We start from the raw sequence: 20,453 nt of genomic DNA, 5'->3' as shown, positions 1-20,453 counted from the left end.
AGTAAAGATCACTAGTAAATTACTCATAAAAATAGGATTTTAACTTCATTTAGACCAACAATTAAGCAATAGCTTATTTAATAAAATCTAAATGGATTTGATAATAATCACCGACAACAGGGATCACATTTTTTAAACCTAAGGCGGCACAAATCACGCTAACCAACCATGCCAATAATATAAAAGCAAATAACAGCCAGCCAATAAGAGGAATAAAGACTAATAATGCTGCAGTAATGGTTAAGCCAAGTGATTGACGCAAGTGATAGCGAATAAAAGAGGATGATTGATTGCCATACATCAATGCGGCAATTAACCAACCAACAATGGTTAAATAGGATAACACCGCAACCACGCGCACCATATCAAGTTGCATACTACTTTCTGATTGATAATGCATACGAAACCTCTTTACTCATTCATTCCCTTACTTAGAATTTAGCCATTAAATAGCCGAGGATCAAATTGCGCTCATGTGTGATTTGTTAATATATTGACAACAAGATGAACTAAGTTGATAGTTTTAAAGGTAAATATAAATTGTAGATCTTTTTGTTATAAAAACACCGTTAATTCAAACCATCTTCTTTATTTTTATCAATTGTTCTTTCATCCTAGCGATTAATATCTTTTTGGCCGAACTTTCCAGTGAACTATAGTGTAAGCGATTGAAGTTAAAGATAAACGCTTTATATATAACTGCCAATTCCACATTGTTTTTTTCAAGCAAACGGATAAATTGCTGATCGGACATATCATTATTACGCCCTAAGCCAAGCTTGTCTAAATAGTGATGTGCTTGTAGATAAAGTGTTAGCCAAATGGTACGCTTTTGAGGACGTTTAGCAGCGATATTTAACAAAACGATGGCAATAACTATAAAACTTACCCCTCCTATAATCACCAAAATAGCTGTCATATTAAAATATTGACCAAACCAATCAGATAACAATTTTTGCTGGCTGTCTTGGGAAAAATTAATCACCAGTTTGGTCCATTGAAAATCAATAGCATCTAGCCGCATTTGTATTTGAAGCAACCAAGCACGATTAAACACATTGTTTAAATTAAACTCTGCCGTTAACTGTTGTTGCTCAAGCATCAACTGTTCAGAAAATCCCCTTTCAATTCTGCTCGGATCTACCGCGGATGTTGGATCTATACGTAGCCAACCTTGCCCATCAAGCCACACTTCTGTCCATGCATGGGCGTCGCGCTGATAAACACTGTAGTAATTACCCTGCTGATTATATTCGCCACCTAAATAACCCAACACGATACGTGCAGGGATCCCGGCCGAGCGCATTAAATAAGTAAAACTACTGGCATAATGCTCACAAAAACCTGCCTGAGTCTCAAAGAAAAACTCATCTAAGCTATTGTTTGTTAATACTGGCGGCGTGAGAGTATAACGGTAATTTTGTTCCCTAAAATTATCTAATACCGCCTGTATTATGGCGACATTATCACTTGGATAATTCGCTTTCAATGTTTGTGCATATTGTGCTAATTGAGGGTTATCAAGCTGATTAATTTGAGTATATTGTTTGATATCCAGCCGTTCTAGATTTAATGGCTGCTGAGTATAACTAGTGACTTGATAAGATACTGGCTGGCTGATTTTACGTTGAGCGAGCAAACTATAATCTTGTAACTGAGCAATATTAAGTCCTGCCTTTTTGTCTTTAATAACGCCAATATCCAACGCAAATAGCCAATACTGATAACTCGGCTCAGCAATGACTTGATATGAAATTCCTGAGGCTTTTTGTGACAGTGCTAGTAATGCTTGTTGGTCAATAACAGTTTGCTGGCTAAATGGGATATTGCGCCGTGTCCATTGTCTCCCATCAAAGTCTGACAAGGTTAGCGCACGCCAATACATTTGTTGATATACAGGTACCTGCTGGTCAAACTCTACTCGAAATGCCAATTGGTTTGACAAGGCGAGTTGCGCAATATCGCCTACTTTCACGCTATCACTTAACCCCGTTTCGCTACTTTTCGCTGTTGGCATCTGCCAAAATGGCGCTATCTTTGGAAAAATAACAAATAACATCACGGTTAACGGCAGGCTCTGCAATACTATTTTTGTCGTTAAGTTAACTTGAAACTGCCACTTCTCCTGAGGAGTAGCATAACGAAGTAACAGGCAAAAATTAGCGATCACCAACAATAAAACCGGCAAGGTAAAATACAAGGATTGTTGAAAAATAAAACTACAAGCAAGTAGTAACAAACCTAAAATAATCAATTGGTAAAAATCCATTTGATTACGAATTTCCAGTGGCTTGAGTAAATAGGCTAAACATAACAAATGGATCATACCAAGCAACAAGCCAAGTTCACGCCCTGTTACCACTAATAAAGCACAGCCTAAAATAGCGACAATTGACTTGCCTATTCTCGATGGCTGCTTGATCAGATTTAGATGAATGGTCAGCTGGAATATCACACACAGGCTAGCAATGGCGATAAACCAAACAGCAAGCTCTTTGACCAAGGGTAAAATATTAGCCACTTGTGAAATGATTAATAGTAAACGAATATTAGGCGACAATTGAAATGAGCTTGAATTTTTTCGGTTGCTATTAGCCAAAATGTTAAATTGAAGATTAGCCGCCATAACTTGCCACCTGTTTCAAACAATTCAAGTAATGGTGATGACTATGATCAGGAGGCGTTACCCGCTGATCTATCTCTATCCCATAATCTATCGCAGCTTTTTGATATTCAAGGATCATAAAGCATAATTGCGCTAGTTTATGCTCAATTTGACTACTCGGCATCGCAGATAAAGACAGGATCACTTGCTCGCTATTTGTTGACTGATACGATTTACTATACCAATGGCCTGTTTTTGCTAATTGCTTCCATGCTACCTGACTTAAGGGTTCACCTACTCGGTAGTTATTCAGTTCATAAAAATTATCGCTAGCAATAGCATTACTTTCATTACCTACTTCACTATCATTGGCTGGCTGATTAGCAATTGAATTGAGTGAACAAGCTAATGGTTTAGGGCCAACATACACTTGAACATCAAAAGCTAGATGTGTCCAACAGCGAAACAAGCCAAACATGAAATAACTTTCTAAAGTAAGACGAGGTAATTGATAAACGCCTCGTTTATCAAATTTAACCGGCACATTAACAGTAATCTGCTGAGCAAACTGTGATTGAAGGCAGCTATCTGATGGGTAAAAAAACAGATTGATATTAACACGCGGCTGTTCAGACAATAATGTCACTGGAATATTGATTGTTTGCTCAACAAAACCAAGATATTCACCTTTAGCGGCGACTTTAATACCACGTAAGTTAAAAAAACTATAAAGCATGGTGGTAATAAACACGCTAATAAACAAATAACTCATTAATAAGATCAAGTTATTCTGGTAATTCGTCCCGAGTAAAAACAACAAGACAATAAACATTAAAAACACTAAGCCAAATCGACTTGGCAAGATAAAAACATTATTACGAGTTAACTGATGCTGCTCTTGGCAAGGCATACGTTTACTTAACCAATGGTCAACGCTATTGCTAATTCGCTGCTTGATAGCCTTTTTAATCGTTAAGATCACGAAAAAATTCCCTATAAAGGGCTTGCACTATCAACCTGCTTTAATAGCTGTTGACTTAAAGGTTCGCTACTTTGTTGCGCTAATCCAGTACCGGAAATTCTATGCTCACAAACCGCACAAAAGACACTTTTAATATCATCAGGTAAAACGTGATCTCTATGTTCAATATACGCCCAAGCACGTGCAGCGGCGATTAATGACTTACCTGCCCGAGGAGAAAGTGGATTTACATTACTATCTGCATTTCGCGTTAATTGAAATAACGCAATAATATATTCTAATATCGGTTCAGCGACATGAACCTTGGCGACTTGCTTTTGAATTTCAATCAATTGATCAATATTTATCGAGGCAGATAGTTTATCAAGTCCTTGCAAATCCCCCGTACTCAAGAGGATGCGCTTCTCAGCCGCAACATCAGGAAATCCAAGCGATATTTTCATCATAAAGCGGTCAAGCTGTGACTCTGGTAACGGATACGTACCCGCATGAAACATGGGGTTTTGTGTAGCAATGACAAAAAATGGCTGTGGCAACTCTATTGTTTGACCATCAATACTAATTTGATGTCCTTCCATTGCCTCTAATAACGCACTCTGAGTTTTTGGGCTGGCACGATTGATTTCATCAGCAAGCACCACTTGATTAAATAGTGGCCCTTTATGAAGAGTAAAACTTTGGCTATTTTGATCGAAGATAGAGACACCTATGACATCGGAAGGTAATAAGTCACTGGTAAATTGCACCCGCTGGTAACTTAAGCCTAAAGACGCTGACAGCACATGAGCTAAGGTGGTTTTCCCCATACCTGGGAGATCTTCAATCAATAAATGCCCTTTTGCTAATAAACATGCAATGGCCAGTTTCACTTGTTGCTCTTTACCGATGACAATCGCATTAATTTGCTGCAATACTTGTTCTATTTGTTGTTGCATAAATTCAGCACCTCTTTGTACCTACTGTTGATATAATAATCAAAATTTATTGACCTTAATCAACACCAACTTAAATTGAGTATGCCATGCTCAATCTAAGTACACAAAATGGAAAGTGGTTATGGGGCAAAATATTGATCAGACAAAATTTTCTGAGAAAGATTATGCGCAATTTCAAACCAACCTTTTTCAGCAGCTTGAACAATTAAAATCGATCATCGCAGCGCCTACATTTGGCCAAGAACCATTAAAGCTTGGTGCTGAATTAGAAATGTACTTGATTGATGACGAAGGCAAAGTCAAGTTAACAAATCAATTATTACTTTCAGCGCTTGATGACCCTCAGTATCAACCAGAGCTTAATCAATATAATTTAGAATTAAATTTAACGGCGATCCTTCAACAAGGGACACCTTTCACTCAATTATTAGATGAAATTAGACAAAAAACCGCCATTCTCGAACAAGTTGCGCTTGATCAACAAACCAATATTGTACCCATTGGTATTTTACCCACATTAGTTCAAGAAGATTTAACTGCGCAATGTATGACAAATATCGCCCGTTACTCGTGTTTAGCAGATCACATTTACCAACAGCGAGGACAAGATTTTAATATCAACATCAACGGCGATGAAGCACTGTCTGTCAATTTTTCCGATATCAGTGCCGAAGGGGCAAACACGTCATTTCAAGTGCATTTAATGACAGCGCCAGATCAATTAGTCAATATCTACAATGCAGCACAATTAACCTTACCTTTTGTCACCGCTATTGGTGCGAACTCACCTATTTTTCTGGGTAAGTCATTATGGGATGAGACTCGTATAGCGCTATTTAAGCAAGCACTTGATATTCGCCTCAGAGGTCAATTTCAATGGCAACAACCTACCCGTGTCAATTTTGGACAGGGTTGGGTGAGAAATAGTATTTGGGAACTGTTTGCCGAAGCAGTCGCCTTGTATCCACCGTTATTACCCATCGTTAAACAGGCTGAACACGAAAATGAACTACCAGAATTGTGCTTTCATTTAGGTACTATCTGGCCTTGGCATCGTCCCGTCTATAATTCTGCTGGTAACGGACATATTCGCTTAGAGTTTAGAGCTATCCCTGCCGGCCCCACTAGTATTGATATGGTGGCTAATGCGGCATTTGCGATTGGTTTAGCTACTGGTATGGCAAAAAACATAGATGAATTGATCACCTTTATGCCATTTAAATTCGCTGAATATAACTTCTATCGTTCGGCCCAACATGGTCTTGACGCTAAAATTCTATGGCCGGCCAAAAATAAATATCAGCCACAAGAAATTGATATAAAACAAGTAATTTCAAAATTATTACCTGTCGCTCATCAAGGTTTGATCTCTCTCAATATTTGTTCAAACGAAGCTAGTTATTATCTGAATATTATCGAACAACGTTTAACGAAACAGTTAACTGGCGCTGTTTGGCAAAAGCAAACATTAAAAGCACTCGAAAAAAACATGAATAAAGAGCAAGCCTGTCAAGCGCTTGTTCTTCGTTATTTAAAAAATTGTCGTACTTGCCAACCAGTAGCGACATGGGATCAATTATGAATATAGACTTTAACGACATAGAGTATTTAACCGATCCTGATGAGATCACCTTAAAAGCGGATTCTCAGCAATTTTTATTATCACTTGCTGTGCCGACAGTCATCGATATTAAAGGTAAACAACCAGATCGTTGTCGCGTAATAATAACCTTATTACATGGTAATGAACCTTCTGGGTTAATTGCTATTCATCGTTGGTTAACCACTGAGTTTCCTGAAGGTCAGCCTGAAACTAACCTCAGATTCATCATTGCTTCTGTTGAAGCAGCCAATGCTTCACCATTACTAACCCATCGCTATTTAGATGGAGGTATGGATTTGAATCGTTGTTTTGGCTCATCACATGATCATGAATATTACCAAAGAGCGAATTTAATCGAGCAGGCAATTAGAGATGTAAACCCAGAAGCCGTTATTGATTTACACAATACCTCGGGCTCTGGTCCTGCATTTGCTGTTTCTCCTCTTATCTCTGCTGAAAGTTTGACCTTAACCTCATTTTTTTGTGATTTTATCATTTTATCAAATATCAAACTGGGTGCTCTAATGGAGCAAGACTTTGGTTGTCCAACAATTACCATCGAATGCGGTGGTACTAACGATGAACAAGCACATGAAGTTGCCTTTTCTGGTATTACTAAAATAGCGAAGTGCCCTTGTTTGAGCAATTGCCATCAACAAAAACAAGTCGATGTGGTGTATAAACCGTTACGATTAAAAGTGAAGCCTCATCGCAGTTTATCCTATAGCACACATAATGAAGGATATTATGGCGTTACATTAACCTCAAGAATCGAACAGTTTAATTTTGGTGGTGCGCGTCAAGGACAATTACTCGGTTGGTTAGATGAGCACGGCTTAGAAAATTTAGAGTTGATCAATGATGTTAATGAAAACGTTATTGAACGATACTTCACGGTACGAGATAGCCAGTTAGTCTGTCGCACCAATATGCGCATATTTATGGCAACAACCGATAAAAATATCGCATTAAGTGATTGCTTATTTTATATCGTACAACTTCCTAGCGCAGAACCTCTATAAAATTATACTTAAAAAAATAGGCAAGTTAATACCTGCCTATTTTTTTAATCTTATCGTATCATTCAACTAACAATTTGATAAATGAACATCAATATTGGCACATAAGGTCTCTATGGTGATATTGCCGTAGAGCATTTGCCGTCCGCCATCAAGAATAAATGTTGGGCTACCCTGTAAGCCAAGAGATTTTGCCTGTTGATAGTCAGTCATTAATCTTGCTATTGCTTTACCGTCTTTAATTGCGTTTGACACTGATGTTGCGTCTAAATTCTTATCATCTACGATCGACATAAGCTCATTCAAGCTACTAATATCTTTCGCTTGCTGAAAAAAAGCATGACGAAAGCAAGCCGCAATTTCAGCCGCTTGAGCTTTACCATGTAATGATTCAATCACTTTAATGACCATATGAGCATTGGCCGAAGTCGTTGGTTTTACCTGCTGCCATAGTTGGGAATGTATTGGCATATCATGTGAAAAAGCGACATGTTGCACATGCTTAGCAAAACCATCATATCCTCCTCTTTCGAGCCATTGTTCTGCCATTCTATGACTAGTATTGCCGAATAAATCAATATAATGATGGTTTAGTTGAATACGATTGCCGTATTTACTTTCGAGATGCTCAAGGTGTGGTTGAGCGACCCATGCCCAAATGCACAGTAGGTCGCTATAATAATCGATAGAAATAGGATGACTCATCGTGCTCTCAGCTAATTCATGGCAGTCAAGCTAACCGACAATATCATCAGTGACTCGTACCACGCTCATAGTTAATTTTATTAAAAACGTTATATTTACCAGAAGGTTTCTTCATCGGCAAACGTTTTATCTCTTCTAAGGTATTAGCATCATAAACAATAACTGCACCGTCATTATCCCAAATACTTAATAATACATATTGACCATCTTTAGTAAATTCAACATGTGCCGCAGTTTTCCCCGGCGCTGGCGAGAGTGTTTTAACAATTTCAAGCGTGTCTTTTTTAATGACATGCACTTTTTCTTTATTTGGACCAAAAAATACATCAACCCATGCATAAGGTGACTTACTATGGCTACGCATAAAGAAACCCGGCCCTTCAGTTTTGATCTCTTTGATCACTTTCCACGAATCCATATCAATCACAGATACGCGTCCATCTTTGATATTCGGTGAAGCGAAGACTGTTTTACCTTGATAATCCCAAGTAATACCGGATCCCAAATGAGGCATGCCCGCCATTTCTATCGTTGCAACTTTCTTCTTAGCATCAAGATTGATAACCTGACCATTATGACTATCACGAGAAGCACCAATTAAATTGATGTATTCCGGATCAAAAAAGAAGTCATCTAAATAATCTTCTGTTTTTATCCGTCTGATCGGAAAAGCATTGGTTACTTTCCAGTTCTCAACTTTTCCTTCACCGCTATCTTTTCGATAATCATGAGCCCAGCCTTTATAGACTTCTACACCACCTTTATCACTATATGGGATCTCCCAAACTTCTTTGGCATCTTTTAATGCAACAATAAAACTATAACGTGGCGGTGCGTTATATACGGCGCTAACACGAGATGAATTACCTTCTTCATCTTTTGTTTCGATCATTTTTATTGGTGATAAATCTTTAGTATCTAATATCACCACATTGTGTGGCAGGTAATTACCGACAATGGCGTATTTACCGTCAGACGACACCGCTAGGTTTCGCGTATTGATGCCCGCTCTGACCTCAGAGACAATTTTCATATTATAAATGTCGTATTTACTGATCCAACCATCGCGAGAAGCAAAGTAAACATAACGACCATCTGGTGAATACTTAGGGCCACCGTGTAACGCAAATCGTGTTTTAAAACGCGTGATCGGCTCAAAAGTATCACCATTTAACAAAGTGGCAGAGTGGTCCCCTAACTCAACAACAATAAATAAATTCATTAGATCAGCATCAAATACCGGTTTATCGCCTAATTTAGATTGATCAAAATGTTGAATATTGGTCGCTTTTATATCAGCCAGTGTCCATTTAGGTGTTTCTTTTGCAGGAGTGTAGATATAGTCTACTAAGCTTGAAACTTCATCCTTAGTTAATTGCTTACCGAACGCTGGCATTTGTGTCGCTAAGCGACCATTTTCTATCACTTTAACTGCCTTTTTCTTTCTAAGCCGTGATAAATTTTCGGGAAATAACGCGGGACCCATTGCCCCTAAACGGCCAACACCATGACAAGATTGACAATGTTTTTCATATAATTTTTCAGCCGTTTGATCTGCTTGTTTTGCATCTACACTACTGGCGCATGCAAAAGCGATAGTAAACGCACTTAACAGTGTTTTCACCCCAGATAAAACTCGCTGATTTGATGATGTAGCAACAAAGGCTGTATTCATAACAACTCCAACACCTTAAAACAAAAAATTAAGCGGATTTTACCGACAGCGTATTCACTGCTTGATAGTCTGCAGCATCTAAAAAGCCAGGTGTTTTTAAATGTTGCTCGGTTAGCTGATTAACCACTTCACCAATAACAATTAATGTTGGCGGTGTGATCTGATGTTTTTCGACTAACTCAGCCAAATTACCAATGGTACCACGATAGGTTTTTTGTTCAGGTTGTGTCCCTTTTCTGATTAATGCCGCCGGAGTTTCTGCACTTCGGCCATGTTTAATTAACTGTTCGGTGATCTTAGGTAAGGTGTTAATGCCCATATAAAAAACTACCGTTTGACTCGGACTCACTAAACTTTGCCAAGGTAAATTTAATTGATCATTATTTTGAATATGACCGGTAATAAATGTGCAACCTTGTGCAACGCCGCGATGAGTTAAAGGTATACCAGCATAAGTTGTACAACCTGAAGCGGCGGTGATCCCTGGGCAAATGTGACAACTGATGCCATGTTGTAATAAAAATTCAGCCTCTTCACCACCTCGACCAAAAATAAAAGGATCTCCCCCTTTTAGGCGTAAAACCCGTTTACCTTGCTGAGCAAAATCCACTAAACATTGGTTAATTTGATCTTGTGGTACACAATGTTTCGCCTGTTCTTTACCAACATAAAAGCGCTGGCAGTCTTCTGGTAACAAAGCCAGAATTTCTTCGCTCACTAAGCGATCATAAACAGCAACATCGGCTTGTTCAATAAAGCGCATTGCTCTAATAGTTAATAACTCAGCATCACCTGGTCCTGAGCCGACTAACGCAACTTCGCCAGCATTAAGATGTGATTTACCATATGATTTAATTGACGCTGCTGAATTTGCCATATTGATTGAGGTCATCTTGTACACCTATTGTGCCGTTACATCGGCATCACTAATTAATTAAATTTCTACTGCTGGAATACGAGCACTCAGCTCATTATCCACTAAATGACTAATGCCTATTTCATCATCATCTAAATAACACCCTGGATCTTCTGACCAAGCATCTCCAGTTTGAGCAAATGCACGGGTACGGGTATTGCCACCGCAAATATTCAAATATTGGCATTTAGCACAACGCCCCTTCACCGGTCTTGGCGTTTCTCTAAAACCTAACATCAGAGGATCTTGTGTATTTTTCCACACATCTGAAAACTTTTGCTGTTTCACATTACCTATCGGGTGGTTCCACCAATAAGTATCGGGGTGAATCGTGCCTGTGTTATCAATATTCGCGACATTAACACCACTGGCATTGCCGCCCCAGTTAATCAATCGTTGATGGAGGTTTTTAATACGCTCTGGATATTGATTGCCAAATTTTTCTGTCACCCATTTCAGTAAAAACACACCATCGGCATCGTTATTACCGGTAACAAAGTCGGTATCAATTCCTTGTTCGATGTGCGAATAAGCACGCTCAAATAATAATGCCATCGCTTCTTTAGTCATTCTAAACATGGCATCTTGTTGAGCATTTCGTTTACCACGGCCAGAATAGTTAAGGTGTGATAAGTAAAACTTATCCACTTGATATTCTTCCATTAAATCAAGCATTGCAGGGAGGTCATCAAAATTTTCGCGCGTCAGACATAAGCGCATACCAACTTTTATCCCAGCTTCTTTACATAATTTAATCGCGTGCATTGAAGTTTTAAAGCTACCTTTTTGCTGACGAAACTCATCATGAAATGCTTCTAAACCATCAATACTTATGCCGACATATTGATAATCCGCTTGCTTAATTTGCTCAATATTCGATTCATCGATAAGTGTGCCGTTAGTGGACAATGCCACATAAAAACCTTTCGCCTTAGCATAGGCCGTTATCTCGAAAATATCTGGACGAAGCAATGGTTCGCCACCTGACAAAATCAACACTGGCACTTTTGCCACTTCTAAATCATCAATGGTAGCTTTAATTTGTTCAGTATTAAGCTCGTCTTTAAAATCCATATCAAGCGAGGTGGAATAGCAATGTTTGCAACGTAAATTACAACGACGAATTAAATTCCAAATAACTACAGGCCCAGGCATTTTTCGCGCTTTATTAGGCGGCAAATCATCATGAAAGGTTTTTAATAACTGTGAAATTCTAAACATAATGTGCTCAACCTCTATTGTTTTTGTTTAAGACGCAATCCGGTCTTTTTCAAAATTTTGCTACTGGTTAACATATCATTAGACCTAAGCGTATTACCTTGATTTGCATCATTACTCGAGCGTTCAACTAGCACATCTTGTAATAAATCTTTGATCTGGCTTCGATATTTTTGTATTTCATCTTGTGTTGTACCATGCACCATAGCGAACAGATTATAATTCCAGCTAGGAAGATGACGTGGCCTTAAATAACAATGACTGACAAAAGGTAATTGACCTACTAAGCGACCAAATTCTGAAGCATGTTCATCGCTAATGTCCCATACCGTCATGCCATTAAATTGATAGCCTAATTTATAGTGATTTGGCACAGCAGCAATGCGTCTGATGATGCCTCTTTCTTTAAATGACTCTGTCATTGCAAGTGTTTGTTCCACCGTTAAATCCAATTGCTCAGCAAGCCAATGATAGGGTTTTTCGACGATTGGTAGACCATTTTGTGTTAACAAAATATATTGTCTCTCTAAGGGGGTTAACTCCTTAGACTGGGAGGTAGAGACCGACATAAAACTCCTCCAATTTTGGTACATTTAACACTGAAAAGCCTGTTTTAGCTTCTATCGCTTTGACGACTTGTTCAATTTCTTGTTGAGATTCTGTGGCAATAACAAACCACATATTGTAATCATGATCTCGTTTATAGTTATGAGCAATTTGCTCAAAACTATTAACTTGCTCAGTGACTTGCTCAAATTTATCGTCTGGTACACTCAAAGCCGCCAACGTAAAAGCACCACCTAAACATGCTGCGTCATACATAGGGCCAAAGCGTGTTAATACTTTCTGCTCTAGCAATTGATTTAATGTGCTAATAACGGTTTGTTCATCACTGCCTACTTGCTCAGCGACTTGCTCAAATGGTTTTTCGCACACAGGCAAACCATGTTGCAAAACATTGATTAATGCCCGTTCGAGTGACGATAATTCAGGCACGACTTGTGTTTTATTCATTGCTGCCCCGCTGTACTATATTATGCTGCTTACCATAACGTGCGCCTTGTTGTTTAAAGGCACGAGTGCTAAAAAGTACGTTTTTTTCAATATGTGATAATGATAAGCCGTTTGTAATACCATCAATTTGTTGTAAGACAACCTCTCTCTCTGTGCCATGTATCATACAAAATAGGTTATATGGCCAATCTGGTAGGCGTCTTGGTCTGCGGTAACAAAGTGATACTTCCTGACACTGTGATAACGCTTTAGCTACCATATCAACTTGCTCATCAGGGATATTCCACACCACCATGGCATTTGCATTAAAGCCAAGTTTTCGGTGTTTTACGACTAAACCAAAACGGCGGATCAAACCTTGCTCTTGCCACAGACTTATTTGCTCTATCACCATGTTTTCATTAACAGGATTATTCACGTTACTAATTTGTTCAGCCAAGTGTTGATAAGGCTGACTGGTAGTCGGTAAGCCTTTTTCAAGTAGTCCTCGTAACTGAGATTGTTGTGCTTTAGATAATAACGAGCATGAAAAATCGTGATGTGATTGCCCCTTGCTCACTGCAACTTCGATTGATAATGACATAGCTTAATGCTCCGTTACCGTTGAAGAAGAAAAATCGATATTAAACCCTAAATCGATATGATAAGAAGCTTCCATCGGCAGCACTAAAATTGATAGACCAGTGAGTAATTCAATCTCTTGTAAAACTTGCTCAAGAGCATCAGAGTCGCTGGCGGTAACCACAAACCACAAATTATATTCGTGCTCACGCTCATAGTTATGATTGACTTGCTCAAACTGATTAACAATGGCAGCAACCTTATCCAGTTGCTGAGGAGAAACCGCCATGGCAGCAAGGGTACTAGCACCTGCTTTTTTGTGATCAAACACCGCACCAACACGAGACAAAGCGCCATGTTGATCTAATGATTCTATGGCTAATAGCACCTGTTGCTCTGTGACTGCAAGTTCCTTTGCAATGGCTTTGTAAGGCTGTGCAACTAGTGGAAAACCTTTCTGATAACGGTTAATGATCTGTTGTTGCAAGCGAGTTAAGGTAAATTCACTCATGATCACAAGCCTATTTGATGAGCACGATTAGTGAAAAAGATACCGCTAGGACTCGCTAATGGCAGTTTTTTCTGTAATGTTTGTGTCTTAGTGTCATAAATATGCACTTCATTATTATCTCTGACAGACATCCAAACGTGCTCTCCTCTAGGAGTGAACTCCATATGTAATACCGCAGGCCCAGGCGTTAAGGTGTTAACTAACTCAAAAGTTTCCGTGTTAAATACTTGAATCGTGTTGTTGTCTGGAAAAGCAAAATTAACCCAAATTTGACGATTATCAGGTTGTGCCATCACAAACACAGGTTGACTATGAGCGGGGATCTCTGCCACTTTTTGCCATGTCGCAGTATCGACAACTAACACTTTATGTTGCCCTACAGCTGGGACAAATGCGTAATCACCAGCCATTGCCCAACCTTCGAGGTGCGGCATTTTATAGACCGGTAGTTTTTTATCGCCTTTGCCATAATCTGATAAAATAAGACGTGTACCTTTTTCCAAATGCCATAAATCTAACAGTGCCATACCATCTTGACCAAATAAGCCGGCGATGTAATAACGACCATTTGGGCTGATTAACGCGTCATAAGGAAATAATCCTATATCTTTGAATTTTGTTAATTGCATCTTAGCTTCAGAGAAATCAGCGACCCAAGTTTCATGGCTGTCGAATAAACTGAAAACAAACTTATTTCCAGGGGCATCAACCAAGCCAACGACCTTAGAGCGATAAGGTTGTCCATCTTTAGTTTTACCTTTACTCGGTACAACAGTTGCTTTTATATCAGCGACTAACTCTAACGTTTCACTGTCGAAAACTTTCACACCACCTGGGGTATAATTTGACACCGCTACTAACTTGCCATCTTGACTAATAGCGCCACCAATGCTGTTGCCAGATTGAATAATACGTTTATCTATTTGCTCTTTGAGTAAATCAACTTTCGTTAAACCACCATCACGCCCAAAAACGTAAGCAAACCGTTCATCTCGCGAAAAAACGATTGAGGCATGAGATAAATCACCTAAACCATCTAGTTGCTTAATTAAAGTTTTATCGCTGTGCTCTACAATTTGAACTTGCCCAGTTGCCCGTTCAATAATCACTCCCATATCTCCCGTAGCACGTAATTGATGGACTTGTTCTTGGCGATTATCTATGGGTGTTTGGCTACATGAGGTGAGCATCGAAACACTTAATATTGTGGTAGATAACAATACTGAAAACTTATTTTTTCTCATCTTTTATTCCTTGCATTAGCTGCTCGCTGATCCACAAAGCTTCTTGTTCATTAATAATTTTGTTCCATGGCGGCATCGCCGTGCCAGGTCGTCCATGAATAATCGTATTTTTCAGCAAAAGTAACGGTTTATCTTTTAATGCCTGTTTCGTTAATGCTGGTCCTAAGCCTCCTTTTAATGTCATACCATGACAGGAACCACAATCTTGCTTCACTAAGTGAAGCAACTGCTGTTGACGTTGTTCACTAATATTTGATGCAGTGTTTTGGGCATTAACTTGGTATGACATACCAATAAAGCTCAGTGTTGCTGTTAATTGTAAAAGCGTTTTTATATCAACATTCACGGGGCAAATACCTTTGTTACGATTAAGTAATAACTTGGTAGCTAATGTAGCGAATCTAGTGACTCAATTTGTTGTTGAAGATCATGGTTTGAACATTGACGGAATAAATTTATTGATTTAAATCACATTTGCTGCATTTTTGCTGATTATTTCATTGAATCTTTTTATCAATAAAAAACTGAAATAATTATCTAGAAAATGACAGCAGCGTGATATCATTTGTGCCATAAATCAAAAACTTCGCAACAAAATGGAAATAGATTACTTTTCCGCATTCGTTATCGGAATCATGGGTTCTGGGCATTGTATCGGCATGTGTGGTGGCATTAATACTATGTTCACCACATCACTGGCTAAAAATGTGCGCCATATACCACTCTACATTTTTAGCTATCATTTTGGCCGTATCTTTTCTTATTCAATCATAGGGGCTATCGCTGGGTTTAGTGGTTCACTTGCGGCGAAAAATATTGGTCTACCGATAGCAGGTCTAAAATTCATTGCGGGTTTCTTTCTTATTTTGCTTGGTCTTTATATCGGACAGTGGTTTATGGGGCTAACAAAAATTGAAAAGTTAGGCAAATTTCTATGGCAATATATCGCACCGCTAAGTAAGAAGCTGTTACCTATTAATTCTCTCAGTAAATCATTATTAATGGGCGCGATCTGGGGATGGTTACCTTGCGGTTTAGTTTACTCAACCCTTACCTGGTCATTGGCAAGTGGTGATACGATGCAAGGAGCACTGATAATGATGTTTTTTGGCTTAGGGACCTTGCCCGCGTTACTTTTTGTTTCGTTTGGCGTGCTTAAAGCCCAGCAGTTATTAAAAAATCTGTACTTCAAAAAAGGAGTGGCAATTGGACTTATTTGCTATGGGATTTTTACATTAAACATTGCATATTCTACCCTATTTTAATAAGATAGTTTTGATTGAAATCAAATATAAATGATTAAGGATTTTATGTATAAAAATCAATGTTCGACTCAACAACATATTCACTGTCAAAACTGTAGCATCAGTGAGTTGTGTTTACCTTTCTCATTAAATGATCGTGAATTAGAGACGCTCGATCAAATAATTGATCGTAAACGCCCTATTCATAAAGGTGAAGAGTTATTTCAAGATGGGCAAAAGATGCAGTCTTTATATGCCATCCGTTCCGGTACATTTAAAACCTTTACCGTTAATGAAAGTGGAGAAGAACAAATCACCGGTTTTCATCTCGCAGGTGATTTACTTGGTTTTGATGCAATTGCGACTACCGAACACCCAAGTTTTGCAAAAGCATTAGAAACGTCTATGGTATGTGAAATCCCTTATAACACGTTAGATTCACTATCAAATACAATGCCTAAACTCAAAAAGCAAATTCTACGCATGATGAGTTCAGAAATTAAAACAGACCAAGAGATGTTAACCTTATTAAACCGTAAGAATGCTGAGCAGCGATTAGCGACTTTTATCAGTGCGTTAAGTGTGCGTTATCAAGCGCGAGGTTTATCACCAAAAGAATTCAGACTTACGATGACTCGCAGTGATATTGGCAATTATATCGGCTTAACTGTTGAGACAATCAGTCGCTTATTAAATCGCTTTCATAAGAGCGGCGTCATTCAGGTTGATGGTAAACTCATTACTATTTTAGATATGGATAAATTGAATGAATGTGCTGCGCTTTAAGTAGCACATTCCCCCTCCCCCAAAATCTATCGCCACAGTGCACTTTACTTTTACTACTCCTTGATTTAAAACAAAGTATTAACACACAATATTAAAATTTTGTCGCTATACTAACAGTTAGCAATTAATTCAATGGAGCAGGTTATGGAAAAGTATCAAAAGATCTTAGTGGTAATTGATCCAACGACAGACGACCAGAAAGCACTTAAACGCGCGGTAGAATTAGCACAAAAGACAGGCGCTGTTATTACAGCATTTTTATCTATTTATGACTTTTCCTATGAAATGACCACTATGCTATCAAGTGATGAACGCGAGGCAATGCGTCAGTCACTGATCAATGATCGCATTCAATGGTTAAATGACATTATTGCAACAATAGAGCATAAAGACATTACTATAGATAGCAAAGTTATTTGGCACAATCGTCCGTTCGAGCCAGTGATTGAACAAGTACTCAAACATGGTTATGACATAGTGATTAAAGGTACTCACCAACACGATAAGTTGAAATCCGTTATTTTTACGCCTACTGATTGGCATATTTTGAGAAAATGTCCCTGCCCTGTACTATTAGTCAAAGAGCATTCATGGCCAATCAATGGCAACATAGTAGCGGCTTTAAACGTTGGCAGTGATGAAGAAGAGCATCAATCACTGAATACAAAAATTACCGAAGAAGCAATTAACTTATCAAAATTAATTTTAGCCAATGTACACTTAGTCAATTCATTCCCAGGTACCCCCGTCAATATCGCCATAGAAATTCCTGAATTTAATGCCAGTGAATATACTGAGTCCATGTTCAATCACCATAAAACAGCAATGGCAGAGCATGCTCAGCAATACTCTATCGGCACAGAGCACACCCATGTAGAAGAAGGTTTACCTGAAGATGTACTAGAAAAAGTATCTAATGAACTTGATGCTGAGTTAGTGATTTTAGGTACTGTTGGCCGAACTGGTCTTTCTGCTGCATTAATTGGTAATACCGCCGAGCATGTTATCGATCGTTTAAATTGTGACGTGCTTGCACTTAAACCTGATGGTTATGTATCCCCTATGGAAAGTTAAGCTAAGCTAAACTAACTTATAAACAAACTGAGCCAAATCATGTTACTTAATGCTCAGTTTGTTTATAATACGCGCCGAATAATGATTTTGAATTAAATGAGCGCTGAAATGGTCCAAACCGTACATAACTCCCCGCTAACACCAACGCAAATTACCCAGTTAACTAAGCTTGAAAAAAGACTTAGACGCCATGTTGGTCAAGCCATTGCAAAATATAACATGATCGAAGACGGCGACAGAGTCATGGTGTGTCTATCTGGCGGAAAAGATAGTTACGCGTTACTATCTATCCTTATGATTTTAAAGGAATCTGCACCAATCAACTTTGATATCATCGCTGTCAATCTTGATCAAAAACAACCTGGCTTTCCGGAAGAAGTACTGCCAAATTATCTACAATCGCTTAATATTGAATATAAAATTATTGAAGAAGATACTTACGCGATTGTCAAAGACAAAATTCCAGAAGGTAAAACAACCTGTAGTTTATGTTCTCGTTTACGCCGTGCAGTGCTATACAAAGCAGCAAAAGAACTCAATGCCACTAAAATTGCGTTAGGCCATCATCGTGATGACATGATCGAAACTATGATGCTCAATATGTTCTATGGCGGTAAGTTGAAAGCTATGCCAGCTAAATTAGTTTCCGATAATGGTGAGCATGTGGTGATCCGTCCTTTAGCATTCTGTAAAGAAGCTGAGTTAATTCAATATGGACAATTAAAACAATTTCCCATTATTCCTTGTAACCTTTGCGGTTCGCAGCCTAATTTACAACGCCAAAACATCAAACAAATGCTCAATAACTGGCACGAAAAATTTCCTGGCCGTATCGAATCTATGTTTACCGCCATGCAAAACGTCGTACCGTCCCATTTATGTGACGACCAACTTTTTGATTTTAAGGGTATAACATCAAATTCAGGCATTATTGATGGCGGTGACCTTGCCTTTGATCAAACAGAACATTTCACTATGGAGCAGGCAAATCAGGTTGCAATTGATACAAACCAACAACTTGAAATTGTCGAAATTAAATAACTTTTACAAACATTAAATACCTTATCATGATTGAAAAAATATTCGCGCTGCGTGCTCATAACACGACAGTCAAACAAGAAGCTATTGCTGGTATCACCACCTTTTTAACCATGGCATACATCATATTCGTAAATCCTGCCATGCTAGCTGATGCAGGAATGGATCAAGGTGCAGTATTTGTCGCTACTTGCCTGGCAGCTGCCTTAGGTTGTTTTATTATGGGGTTCTTTGCTAACTATCCGATAGCACTTGCTCCAGGCATGGGATTAAACGCATTTTTTACCTATACAGTCGTACTTGAAATGGGTTACAGCTGGCAAGTTGCGCTTGGTGGAGTCTTTATTTCTGGCGTTATCTTTACCTTACTAAGCTTATTTAAATTAAGGGAGTGGATCATAAACTCTATCCCTCATGCCTTGCGCTTTGGTATTGCTGCCGGTATTGGTTTATTTCTCGCTTTTATCGCATTGAAAAATTCAGGAATTATTATTGATAACCCTGCCACCTTAGTTTCTTTAGGCGCGATCACCTCGTTTGAAGCTACCATGGCAGCACTTGGTTTATTTATCATTGTAGGACTAGTAAATAAAGGCATTAATGGTGCCGTAATGTTAGCTATTTTACTCATAACCTTGATTGCAGTACTAGTGGGCAAGGTTGAGTATCAAGGCTTGATTGCCCCTCCTCCTTCGCTATCACCTACGTTAATGCAGTTAGATATTACCGGTGCTTTTGAGGTAGGAATGATCAGTGTTATCTTTGCTTTCTTGTTCGTTGATTTGTTCGACACTTCAGGCACATTAATCGCGGTTGCTCAAAAAGGCCAGTTACTTGATAAAAACAATAAACTGCCTCGATTAGGCAAAGCCCTATTAGCTGATTCCTCAGCAACAGTTGCAGGAAGTATGCTTGGCACTTCAACAACAACCAGTTATGTTGAGAGCACTGCCGGTGTAGCTGCTGGTGGACGAACGGGATTAACTGCCGTCATTGTCGGCGCATTGTTCTTGCTAGCTTTATTCTTTTCTCCACTAGCAGGCATGGTGCCCGCTTATGCAACTGCAGGTCCGTTATTTTACGTTGCAGTGTTAATGTTAGCTGGATTGGTAAACGTTAAATGGGATAACTTATCGGATGCAGTACCGGTAGCCATTATTTGTATCACAATGCCACTCACCTTCTCAATTGCTCATGGCATTACTTTTGGCTTTATCAGTTATGTTGCCGTGCGATTATTCAGCGGACAAATCAAAGAGCTAAATGCCAGTGTGGTCGTTTTAGCTTTGGTATTTTTAGCTAAAGTGATCTTTTTAGGCTAAA

Annotated in this window: 21 protein-coding genes; 7 read left to right on the top strand and 14 right to left on the bottom strand. The window is 38.8% G+C overall.

Translation table 11 applies throughout. The features are described 5' to 3' along the window. Window positions 1-73 precede the first annotated feature (73 nt). From IV514_RS13025 to IV514_RS13010, 4 genes are all read right to left on the bottom strand, one after another. Window positions 74-400, bottom strand: a complete 327-nt coding sequence (locus IV514_RS13025; protein ID WP_206485698.1) for a hypothetical protein — start codon at window positions 398-400, stop codon at window positions 74-76. A 174-nt stretch (window positions 401-574) separates the two neighbouring features. Beyond that, window positions 575-2,626: a DUF3488 and transglutaminase-like domain-containing protein gene (locus IV514_RS13020; RefSeq protein WP_206485697.1), complete on the bottom strand. Its 2,052-nt coding sequence runs from the start codon at window positions 2,624-2,626 to the stop codon at window positions 575-577. Continuing rightward, window positions 2,616-3,587: a DUF58 domain-containing protein gene (locus IV514_RS17715; protein ID WP_206485696.1), complete on the bottom strand. Its 972-nt coding sequence runs from the start codon at window positions 3,585-3,587 to the stop codon at window positions 2,616-2,618. Before IV514_RS17715 ends, IV514_RS13020 begins: the two co-directional genes overlap by 11 nt. Before the next feature lie 11 nt (window positions 3,588-3,598). Continuing rightward, window positions 3,599-4,522, bottom strand: a complete 924-nt coding sequence (locus IV514_RS13010) for a MoxR family ATPase (RefSeq protein ID WP_206485695.1) — start codon at window positions 4,520-4,522, stop codon at window positions 3,599-3,601. A gap of 121 nt (window positions 4,523-4,643) precedes the next feature. On the opposite strand from IV514_RS13010, the gene IV514_RS13005 reads away from it, so the two are divergent. After that, window positions 4,644-6,104, top strand: coding sequence for a glutamate-cysteine ligase family protein (locus IV514_RS13005; RefSeq protein ID WP_206485694.1), 1,461 nt, complete (start codon window positions 4,644-4,646; stop codon window positions 6,102-6,104). After that, complete coding sequence (locus IV514_RS13000; RefSeq protein WP_206485693.1) at window positions 6,101-7,147, top strand: succinylglutamate desuccinylase/aspartoacylase family protein; 1,047 nt, start codon at window positions 6,101-6,103, stop codon at window positions 7,145-7,147. Before IV514_RS13005 ends, IV514_RS13000 begins: the two co-directional genes overlap by 4 nt. Window positions 7,148-7,213: 66 nt before the next feature. Here the strand turns inward: IV514_RS13000 and IV514_RS12995 are convergent, their stop codons facing one another. From IV514_RS12995 to IV514_RS17545, 10 genes are read right to left on the bottom strand one after another with little or no spacing between them, the layout of a single operon-like run. Then, a complete protein-coding gene (locus tag IV514_RS12995) occupies window positions 7,214-7,849 on the bottom strand; it encodes a DsbA family protein (protein WP_206485692.1) in 636 nt (211 codons plus the stop codon). Window positions 7,850-7,895: 46 nt separating this feature from the next. Beyond that, window positions 7,896-9,524, bottom strand: coding sequence for a nitrite reductase (locus IV514_RS12990; RefSeq protein ID WP_206485691.1), 1,629 nt, complete (start codon window positions 9,522-9,524; stop codon window positions 7,896-7,898). Window positions 9,525-9,552: 28 nt separating this feature from the next. Next, window positions 9,553-10,416: a uroporphyrinogen-III C-methyltransferase gene (gene cobA / locus IV514_RS12985; RefSeq protein ID WP_206485690.1), complete on the bottom strand. Its 864-nt coding sequence runs from the start codon at window positions 10,414-10,416 to the stop codon at window positions 9,553-9,555. 42 nt (window positions 10,417-10,458) lie between these two features. Further along, a complete protein-coding gene (gene nirJ / locus IV514_RS12980; RefSeq protein ID WP_206485689.1) occupies window positions 10,459-11,661 on the bottom strand; it encodes a heme d1 biosynthesis radical SAM protein NirJ in 1,203 nt (400 codons plus the stop codon). Window positions 11,662-11,675: 14 nt separating this feature from the next. Beyond that, window positions 11,676-12,227, bottom strand: a complete 552-nt coding sequence (locus tag IV514_RS12975; protein WP_206485688.1) for an Lrp/AsnC family transcriptional regulator — start codon at window positions 12,225-12,227, stop codon at window positions 11,676-11,678. Further along, window positions 12,202-12,672 (bottom strand): Lrp/AsnC family transcriptional regulator, encoded by a 471-nt coding sequence (locus IV514_RS12970; protein WP_206485687.1) that lies wholly within the window; start codon window positions 12,670-12,672, stop codon window positions 12,202-12,204. The genes IV514_RS12975 and IV514_RS12970 overlap by 26 nt, the downstream gene beginning before the upstream one ends. Continuing rightward, window positions 12,665-13,255 (bottom strand): Lrp/AsnC family transcriptional regulator, encoded by a 591-nt coding sequence (locus IV514_RS12965; protein ID WP_206485686.1) that lies wholly within the window; start codon window positions 13,253-13,255, stop codon window positions 12,665-12,667. Before IV514_RS12965 ends, IV514_RS12970 begins: the two co-directional genes overlap by 8 nt. Window positions 13,256-13,258: 3 nt before the next feature. Then, the gene (locus IV514_RS12960) at window positions 13,259-13,744 is read right to left on the bottom strand and encodes an Lrp/AsnC family transcriptional regulator (RefSeq protein WP_206485685.1); all 486 of its coding nucleotides are present in this window, start codon (window positions 13,742-13,744) and stop codon (window positions 13,259-13,261) included. 2 nt (window positions 13,745-13,746) lie between these two features. After that, window positions 13,747-14,988 (bottom strand): cytochrome D1 domain-containing protein, encoded by a 1,242-nt coding sequence (locus tag IV514_RS12955; protein ID WP_277601507.1) that lies wholly within the window; start codon window positions 14,986-14,988, stop codon window positions 13,747-13,749. After that, window positions 14,975-15,334, bottom strand: coding sequence for a cytochrome c (locus tag IV514_RS17545; protein ID WP_206485684.1), 360 nt, complete (start codon window positions 15,332-15,334; stop codon window positions 14,975-14,977). Before IV514_RS17545 ends, IV514_RS12955 begins: the two co-directional genes overlap by 14 nt. 250 nt (window positions 15,335-15,584) lie before the next feature. Between IV514_RS17545 and IV514_RS12945 the strand changes: the two genes are divergently transcribed. From IV514_RS12945 to IV514_RS12925, 5 genes are all read left to right on the top strand, one after another. Further along, window positions 15,585-16,253 (top strand): sulfite exporter TauE/SafE family protein, encoded by a 669-nt coding sequence (locus IV514_RS12945; RefSeq protein ID WP_206485683.1) that lies wholly within the window; start codon window positions 15,585-15,587, stop codon window positions 16,251-16,253. A gap of 45 nt (window positions 16,254-16,298) precedes the next feature. Next, complete coding sequence (gene fnr / locus IV514_RS12940) at window positions 16,299-17,018, top strand: fumarate/nitrate reduction transcriptional regulator Fnr (protein ID WP_206485682.1); 720 nt, start codon at window positions 16,299-16,301, stop codon at window positions 17,016-17,018. A gap of 144 nt (window positions 17,019-17,162) precedes the next feature. Beyond that, window positions 17,163-18,092: a universal stress protein UspE gene (gene uspE, locus IV514_RS12935; RefSeq protein ID WP_206485681.1), complete on the top strand. Its 930-nt coding sequence runs from the start codon at window positions 17,163-17,165 to the stop codon at window positions 18,090-18,092. A 108-nt stretch (window positions 18,093-18,200) separates the two neighbouring features. Further along, on the top strand, window positions 18,201-19,133 hold the full coding sequence (gene ttcA / locus IV514_RS12930; RefSeq protein ID WP_206485680.1) for a tRNA 2-thiocytidine(32) synthetase TtcA: 933 nt from the start codon (window positions 18,201-18,203) through the stop codon (window positions 19,131-19,133). A 26-nt stretch (window positions 19,134-19,159) separates the two neighbouring features. Continuing rightward, window positions 19,160-20,452 carry an NCS2 family permease gene (locus IV514_RS12925; protein ID WP_206485679.1) on the top strand — a complete coding sequence of 431 codons (1,293 nt, stop codon included), beginning with the start codon at window positions 19,160-19,162 and terminating at the stop codon, window positions 20,450-20,452. The last annotated feature ends 1 nt before the right edge of the window (window position 20,453 follow it).

It is taken from the genome of Thalassotalea sp. G2M2-11 (assembly GCF_017168195.1).
GTDB lineage: Bacteria > Pseudomonadota > Gammaproteobacteria > Enterobacterales > Alteromonadaceae > Thalassotalea_E.
This window is presented reverse-complemented; position numbering and strand designations above follow the sequence as displayed.